Source organism: Pedobacter sp. 05L430 (assembly GCF_056397585.1).
In genome coordinates, this window is the sequence record NZ_JBFTNT010000200.1 from 1 (window position 1) to 7803 (window position 7803).

Consider the following 7803-nt stretch of genomic DNA (forward strand, 5'->3'; position numbering starts at 1 on the left):
CGATTAAACAATTGATTATTGCAACAAGTTAAAATCGCTTGCAACGGCGCACAATTAATTACTCGAGAATAGTTCATCAAGCTTTTGCTTAAGTTCATCACCCCTTAGGTCTTTAGCTATAATTTTTCCCTCTGTATCAATAAGAAGCGATCTGGGTATACCAAATATTCCAAAATAGGAAGAAACTTCATTTTTCAATCCCTTTAGGTCAGAAACCATTGTCCATGGCATCTTATCTTCTTTAATGGCATTTTTCCAGAGTTCAATATTATCGTCGAGAGAAACGCCCAATACAGTAAAATTCTTGTCTTTATATTTATTGTAAGCCTTCAATATATTTGGATTTTCTGCCCGGCATGGTGCGCATGAACTTGACCAAAAATCGATAAAAACATACTTACCTCTAAAGCTCGCGAAATTTACAGGCCGCCCTTCAGGATCGTTTTGAATAAAATCCGGAACCTTGGCCCCCATTCTGCTCCTTTTACCAATTGCGAGCGCGCTGGCGATTTCTTTACCTTCAGGGGATTCCTGTATAGTTCTATCTAAAAGATTAAAGGCCAGAAGCGCTTCATCATAATCACCCATACTTGCCCGTCGTGCCGCGATATCTGAGCTTATTACATGCATGGGATGTGACTTGATATATGCATTCTCCCTTTCAGTCCACATCTTCGTTACCCGAACCTGCTTTTCTCGGAGCGCCGGTTGTTCATTGGCTGGTGCATTCGAAATAGCTTTATGAATCGAATCTCTTTGTTGTTGTAAATCTTTGAATGAGCGACTATAGGCTATCGATTCATCATATGTTTTAGAACCAATTACAACAACGCTGTCTGGCTTACCCTCAATGCGAATGTTTCCTGGTTCAATAAAAAAGGGAAAAGAATTCTCTGGCAGGAAAAGCATCGCTTTACGTGGCCCCGATAACTTCTTAGACCAGGTAAACTTTCCATCAGTAACATGTATTGTATCTACCTTGTACCCTTCGGAAGTATTGTAAACAAATTGGAGTTGGTTTTCAGTTAACCCAATTAGGTTTCCTTGTATGGTAACAGTTTGTGCCGGAACTATGAGATGTAAGCTCAACAAAGCAACAATTACGAGATACGTTTTCTTTAACATGCTTTTTTATTCAATTTACTATTTTTCGTGTAAACTTCTGTTCATTGATTCGAAAACTATAACATTTCAAAAAGATGATTCTTAACTTAGCACAAAAAAATATCATCTGGTGTTCGAAGTTTTCAAGGCATATGTACGCCGACAAACAACTATTAGCGACGAGGAGCTTGCCATACTGGAAAGCCATGCCAAGTTCAAAAAACTGCGCAAAAAACAATACCTGCTGCAGGAAGGTGATGTATGTCGCTACCATTGTTTTATAGCTAGTGGCCTAATGCGTACCTATTCGGTTGATGGTAAGGGCAACGAGCACATCATCCGCTTTGCTACTAAAGATTGGTGGATCAGCGATCGCGAAAGTCTGCTCTTTGGTGTACCTTCTAAATTTAACATTGATGCCATTGAAGAATCGGAGCTGATCCTGTTCGACAAGGATGAGATGAAGGTGGCCATGGAAACTGTGCCTGTTTTTGGCCAGCTGGTTACCGATATTTTGAACAAGAGCTTTGTGATAAACCAGAACCGGATTCATGAAGTGATCAGCAGCACGGCAGAAGAGAAATACCAGAACTTTGTAAAGCGTTATCCTGATTTCGCACTGCGTGTACCGCAGGCCATGATTGCCTCTTATTTAGGAATAACACCCGAAACACTTAGCCGTTTGCGCAACCCCAAGCCTAAGAAGTAGGCCTTTTGATTGACATTTGTCAATTTTTTTCTTAACAAACCTCATCGTTTTGAGGACTGCACATTCGCCAATTTTGCTTCGTCAGCCGGGTGAACCACTGACCAAAAAATAAGCAAAATCATGTCACGTAAATTAGAGAACAAAGTAGCCGTAATAACCGGTGCAACCAGCGGAATGGCCTTGGCTACTGCCAAATTATTTGTAGAAGAAGGTGCCTATGTATATATCACTGGCCGCAGACAGGAACAATTGGATGCMGCGGTAAAACATATCGGTAAAAATGTAACGGGCGTCCGTGCTGATTCTGGCAATCTGGATGATCTGGATCATTTATACGAGATCGTTAAAAAAGAAAAAGGCCATATAGATGTATTGTATGCCAGCTCTGGCGTTGGGCATTTTGGCATCGGCATTGATGCCATTACGCCCGAAGAATATGATCGTGTATTCGACATCAATGTTAAAGGAACCATTTTTACCGTACAGAAAGCACTGCCACTTTTGTCTGAAGGTGCATCTATTATCATGACAGGTTCCATAGCAAGTGTGAAAGGTTTCCCTGGAATGGGTATATACAGTGCCAGCAAAGCTGCTATCCGTTCGCTTGCCCGCACCTGGACACTTGACCTGCAGGCCCGAAAGATCCGTGTAAATGTGCTTAGTCCGGGCTCTATTGATACTGCCACCTTTGATGGTGTACCTCAGGATATCCGCGATTCATTTACAGAAAAGATTCCGATGGGACGTTTTGGTACGTCTGAAGAGATTGCCAGCACTGCCCTATTCCTCGCTTCTAGCGATTCTACCTTTATAACAGGTATTGAGTTGTTTGTTGATGGTGGCACGGCACAGATTTAAAGCATTGGATTGTTACGCCAGTTTTGTGGTGTAACAATCTAATAATTTGAGGTTGCCATATTTCCGAAATAAATATTTATATTTCAGTACGCAATCTCAAAACTCTCATGAATAAGTATATACGGCTACACCCCCGGTCAAAAAGTAAAGTCATTTGGACTTTAGTACTTAGCTCGATAATTCTTTTTTGCATTTATATTGGTATTTTTCAATTGCATTATTACAACAAAGAGTCTGTAGCTTTTATGTTGCTGTTGGTTGTTGGAAATTGTCTTATCATTATACAAATGATGTGGCTTGAAACAAGCAACCTGCTAATTAGAACTCTTTTTGGTTTTCTTTTGCTTGTAGCCGTTAGATTTAGTGCATTAGGAGTTCTGCAGTTACAGAAACTCTATTATGCGCGACAATTGGAAAATCATGGTAAAATAGTAGATGGAAAAGTATTATTGGTGCGGTCGTCGGAATCCTCTTTGTTATACAACCACTATATGGTAGTTCGCTATGCTTTAGATAATGAAAACTTTGTACAAAAAATAGATGACGAAAACCAAAGATTCAATGAAGGAGATAATCTGAAACTTCGGATATCAGCTGAGCATCCGGGAATACTTCAGATTGTGCAGTAGTAGGAATAACTATAAGTATATTGTGGGCATGATACCCCGAGGCAAACTATACATCAGCAATAAAGATCTATTTATTGGCATCTACTATTGTTTTGCTGATTATTTTAGACCTCAAAAAACAGACATCGCTGGAAAGAACGACAAAAAATTGATCTGCCTTTCTGTACGTACCGGTTTTGATCTGGTTCTAAATGCATTAGATTTTCCGGCAGGTTCTGAAATTTTAGTAACGGACATCAACATTCCGGACATGTTTAAGATTATAGCTGGCCATAATCTAACCGCTATTCCTTTGCCCGTAAATAAGCAAACATTAAATATATCGCCTGCAGAGCTGGAATCTGCAATAACGCCAAGCACAAAAGCCATACTGATCACGCACCTTTTTGGTGCAATTATGGACACTGATGAGTTAATTGCCATTGCCAGGAAATACAAGCTGATTGTATTTGAAGACTGTGCCCAGGCCTACGCCGGTAATTTATATAAAGGTAACCCCGAGTCTGATGTGGTAATGTTTAGTTTTGGCCTCATTAAAACAAATACGGCTATCCGTGGTGCAATAATCAACATCAAAGATCCAGCTTTACATGCCAACGTTTCAACTAGAAATGAGCAATACCATAAACAGGACACCTCAAGTTTTCTAAAAAAGCTATTTAAAGCCGCACTGGTAAAACTCCTTACTACTAGAGCCATTTACACCGGCCTTGCAAAGGCAGGCGGAAAAGATTTTGAAGAGGTATTAGCTGGCTTTACCAAGGGATTCCCTGGTGATGATATTTTTAAGCAAATTCGTTGTCGCCCCTGCTTGCCAAACATAAAACTATTACAGAAAAAGCTGGACAACTTTAAACAGCATGATATTGCTACAAGAATACAGCTGGCCAATGATATTTTACCGCACATCCCTAACGATTACAAAATCGGGACACTAAATACAAAACATACTTATTGGGTACTGCCTGTTGAGTCAAACGATCCGTTACGACTTATCTCCTACCTGCGTAGTAATGGTTTTGATGCTTCGCAAAAAGCATCGAGCTTAGTAAAGTACAGCGCCCCCTCCACAGTTGCTAACGCTGAAGACCTAATGCTAGACAATCTTGTTTATCTGCCTGCCTACCCTGCCATGAGCAAGCAAGACCGAAATAAGCTGACAAAGCTATTAAGTGAATTCTAGCTAATTAACGGGAAGCAGGACTTTAATTTCTGTTGCAATATTTTCTATTGAGCTGATTGCGATGCTCCCGCGGTGCAGGCGGATTATATTTAAGGATAGTGGCAGGCCAATCCCATATCCCTTAAACTCCGATGTATTTGACGCTCTATAAAAAGGTTCAAAAATATGCTGTACATCACCAGCGGGTATACCAATTCCGTGATCTTTTACAGCAATTGACAATACGTTTGCCTTACTTTCTAATGTTACCAATACGGGTTTATTGTTAGAATATTTGCAGGCATTGCTTACTATGTTTGCTATAGCTAGCTTAAGTAAATTAATATTTGCTTTTATCGTTATCTGGTCTTCCTCGGCTGGCAGGTTACTAAAATCGATTTCAATTTTACTTTCGGGATGCACCTGGTTAACTGTGCGTTTGATATCCCAAAGCAATTCATCAATTCTTACCAGTTCCCAGGGGTGGTTTTTACCATTGAAGCCGGTTTGAGCCAACCCTAACAAACTTGTAAGGATATGCTCCAGTCGATCCGATTCGTCTTTTATTTTGGCAAGGGCCAAATAGCGATCCTGACCATCAGCGTCTGATTTCATTGCAAGTTCAACCTCCCCACTAATAATAGTTAGCGGTGTTCTTAGCTCGTGTGAAGCATTGCTGATAAAATTGTTCTGTGTTTCGAAAGCTGTCTCTAACCTGTTCAACATATTGTTAAAGGTTTGTGAGAGTTGAGCCATTTCATCAGTACCGTATACATCAAGCCTTAAGTGTAGGTTTTCTGCTTTTATTTTCTTTACGCTTTTAATAATCTTTCTTAAGGGATTAAGCATGTAGTTGGAGAATTTCCAACCAACTATAAAGGACATTATTATAGATAGAAAAAAACCAGCGATTAGTGTTTTCTGCAGATCCTTTAGTTCTCTAAATCCAAAGGGATCATTGGCCGAAACAATAATAATACGATCTTGTTGATTACCAGTAAAATATTTTCCAACATAAAAATGATTTTCTTTACGATAACGGGCCACTTTGAGTTTCTTAATTTTTTCGTAAAAACTAGATGGCAATTCGACGTCTAATTTTACATTATTGAAGTCACCTTTCTCAATAACAAATTCTTTTTCATCCGGTAAACGCTCTAAATATTGATTACGGACTTTTGCATACATGTTGTCGTTTTTATCTTCGGCAACTCTAATTTCCGCAGCGATGTTAACTCTGGCTTCTAGTCTTTTATAAAAATCTTCAAAAGCAAAATCGTTAGCAAAATACCAGACAAAACCGCTCAATAAAGAAATGATAATTGCGGATAAAATAGCGAAAAGGAGTGTTATTTTTCTTGCTATACTCATTATGTGTCTTTATATTTTCTCATCTCCACAAAGATTCTAATATTTGGCTATAATCAAAATATTGGACCTAAAAACAGTAAAAGCATATCTCTTTTTTAACATAAAAAAGACATCTATGACAGAAACAGCAATCATAGCTTTTCTCATGATCGGTTTTCAAGCCTACATGGCTGTAAAGGCAAACCCTGTTGATGCGCTGAAGTATGAGTGAGGTAAATGGATTAGGCCAGCTTTCTTCTGATTCTGCTCAAAGATTGTGGTGTAACATTCAAATAAGATGCTATGTAATTGAGTGGAACGCGGTATGCGATTTGAGGTTGTTCTGACAAAAACACCTGATACCTTTCAACCGCATCGTGTCCTGAATAAGCATTTTTGAGGCGGATTTTTTCCAGCATTCGCTGCTGATGAATCTCATTAATGAGATCAGCCATCAATGGCAGTTTTTGATATAGTTCCAGCAATTTCTTTTTGCTAATAGCTAAAACATGGGTATCGCAGCATGCCTGGATGCCTTCGCTGGCAATTGTTTCCTCGTTAAAACTTTGCAATATGGTACAGAATTGCTTGTCATCAATAAAGTAATAAGTAACATCGGTACCCTTTTGGTTGGTGGTAACTATCCTTAAAATGCCAGTATCAATAAAGAAAAGTGTTTTACATACTTTGCCTTCGCTGAAAAGGTACTCCCCTTCTTTGAAATCTTTGTCCTGAAAATGCGAGCAAATTATAGCAGCTTCATCATCTGTAATGGTTTTGAATGAGCGAAAGAAGGCAATGAGAGTTTCCATGGGTTAAGGAATATCTGCTAAATTAATGTTTTCCTTAGAATGTTTTCTGTGCGGTGCTTTTTACCATTTGGTAAGTGCAGGATTTTAAGCGTTGTGGATCTTTGTATCCATAAAAACAACAACATGGAGAATAAAAAAGTGATCATTTTAGGTGGCAGTTCGGGTTTAGGATTAGCAACTGCGAAAGCTGCAACTGCTGAAGGTGCAAATGTGGTTATTGTATCGAGCAACCAAACAAGGATAGATCAGGCGTTAACGCAATTACCACAAGGAAGCGAGGGTTATGCATTAGATCTTTCGAATGAGCAAAACATTCAGGATTTCTTTAAGCAAACGGGCAACTTTGATCACCTGGTATATACGGCAGGCGAAAACATTACAATGAGTATGGTGGATGACACCGATATTGACCAAGGAAAGGATTTTTTCATCATACGTTTTTGGGGCGCCTTTGCAGCAATCAAATACGGGAAAGATCATATTAATGAAGGTGGCTCGATTACCTTAATGAGTGGCAATTTCGGCCAGCGGCCAAGTAAAGGATATAGCCTTGGTGCAACTATTTGCGGTGCCATGGATGCTTTTACCCGCGCGATGGCAGTTGAACTGGCGCCAATAAGAGTAAACAATATTGCCGCTGGTGTAATCAAAACCAATTTATGGAATAACCTGAGTGACGCCGACCGTGATGGGTTTTACAAGTATCTGGAGAGTACATTAWTGCTAAAGCGGGTTGGTGAAGCTGAGGATATTGCCAGAGGTTTTGTGTATCTGATGAAGCAATCTTTTGCTACAGGGCAATCACTGGTCATTGATGGCGGAGCGGTGTTGGTTTAAAATGAACTGTCCGACACTGTACACCTGTAGTTCGATAATGAACGGTTTTATTATCAAACTATAATTAAAACACTGTTTTACAGCAAATTGAAACATACATCAACTCTTGGCACAAACTTGGTAAATTGCAGATCAATTGTATTTAATTGATAGATCAATACTACCATGTTCAAGCTCAATTTAAAAATCGCTTTGCGTAACCTCTGGAGAAACAAAACCTCTTCGTTGATTAATATCATTGGACTGGCAGTCGGATTGTCAGCCTGCCTCCTATTGCTGTTATACGTGAATTACGAGATGAAGTTCGACCGTCAATTTAAAGATGCAGATAAAATCTATCAG

8 protein-coding genes are annotated in these 7803 nt (G+C 39.4%); 5 read left to right on the forward strand and 3 right to left on the reverse strand.

The genetic code is table 11. The features are described from left to right. Positions 1-54 precede the first annotated feature (54 nt). The gene (locus tag AC1DG9_RS19720; RefSeq protein ID WP_337717733.1) at positions 55-1125 is read right to left on the reverse strand and encodes a TlpA disulfide reductase family protein; all 1071 of its coding nucleotides are present in this window, start codon (positions 1123-1125) and stop codon (positions 55-57) included. A gap of 109 nt (positions 1126-1234) precedes the next feature. Here AC1DG9_RS19720 and AC1DG9_RS19725 point away from each other — a divergent pair, with 109 nt between their 5' ends. The 4 genes from AC1DG9_RS19725 (at position 1235) to AC1DG9_RS19740 (ending at position 4483) form a co-directional block, all read left to right on the forward strand. Further along, on the forward strand, positions 1235-1813 hold the full coding sequence (locus tag AC1DG9_RS19725; protein ID WP_048905943.1) for a Crp/Fnr family transcriptional regulator: 579 nt from the start codon (positions 1235-1237) through the stop codon (positions 1811-1813). Between the two features lie 120 nt (positions 1814-1933). Then, entirely contained in the window at positions 1934-2671 is a 738-nt protein-coding gene (locus tag AC1DG9_RS19730; RefSeq protein WP_337717735.1) for an SDR family NAD(P)-dependent oxidoreductase, read from the forward strand. A gap of 287 nt (positions 2672-2958) precedes the next feature. Further along, positions 2959-3300 carry a DUF3592 domain-containing protein gene (locus AC1DG9_RS19735; RefSeq protein ID WP_337717737.1) on the forward strand — a complete coding sequence of 114 codons (342 nt, stop codon included), beginning with the start codon at positions 2959-2961 and terminating at the stop codon, positions 3298-3300. 28 nt (positions 3301-3328) lie between these two features. Further along, a complete protein-coding gene (locus AC1DG9_RS19740) occupies positions 3329-4483 on the forward strand; it encodes an aminotransferase class V-fold PLP-dependent enzyme (protein ID WP_337717739.1) in 1155 nt (384 codons plus the stop codon). On the opposite strand, the gene AC1DG9_RS19745 is transcribed toward AC1DG9_RS19740, so the two are convergent. Together AC1DG9_RS19745 and AC1DG9_RS19750 are read right to left on the reverse strand one after the other, a co-directional pair. Next, the gene (locus AC1DG9_RS19745; protein ID WP_337717740.1) at positions 4484-5833 is read right to left on the reverse strand and encodes a sensor histidine kinase; all 1350 of its coding nucleotides are present in this window, start codon (positions 5831-5833) and stop codon (positions 4484-4486) included. It lies immediately after the preceding gene. Between the two features lie 221 nt (positions 5834-6054). Beyond that, positions 6055-6624, reverse strand: a complete 570-nt coding sequence (locus AC1DG9_RS19750; RefSeq protein WP_337717742.1) for a Crp/Fnr family transcriptional regulator — start codon at positions 6622-6624, stop codon at positions 6055-6057. A 123-nt stretch (positions 6625-6747) separates the two neighbouring features. Here AC1DG9_RS19750 and AC1DG9_RS19755 point away from each other — a divergent pair, with 123 nt between their 5' ends. Then, positions 6748-7461: an SDR family oxidoreductase gene (locus AC1DG9_RS19755; RefSeq protein WP_477635093.1), complete on the forward strand. Its 714-nt coding sequence runs from the start codon at positions 6748-6750 to the stop codon at positions 7459-7461. Positions 7462-7803: the final 342 nt, after the last annotated feature.

Coding starts and splice junctions, on each gene's coding strand:
- AC1DG9_RS19720 (WP_337717733.1), bottom strand. CDS start 1,125: ATGTTAAAGAAAACGTATCTCGTAATTGTTGCTTTGTTGAGCTTACAT.
- AC1DG9_RS19735 (WP_337717737.1), top strand. CDS start 2,959: ATGATGTGGCTTGAAACAAGCAACCTGCTAATTAGAACTCTTTTTGGT.
- AC1DG9_RS19740 (WP_337717739.1), top strand. CDS start 3,329: ATGATACCCCGAGGCAAACTATACATCAGCAATAAAGATCTATTTATT.
- AC1DG9_RS19745 (WP_337717740.1), bottom strand. CDS start 5,833: ATGAGTATAGCAAGAAAAATAACACTCCTTTTCGCTATTTTATCCGCA.
- AC1DG9_RS19750 (WP_337717742.1), bottom strand. CDS start 6,624: ATGGAAACTCTCATTGCCTTCTTTCGCTCATTCAAAACCATTACAGAT.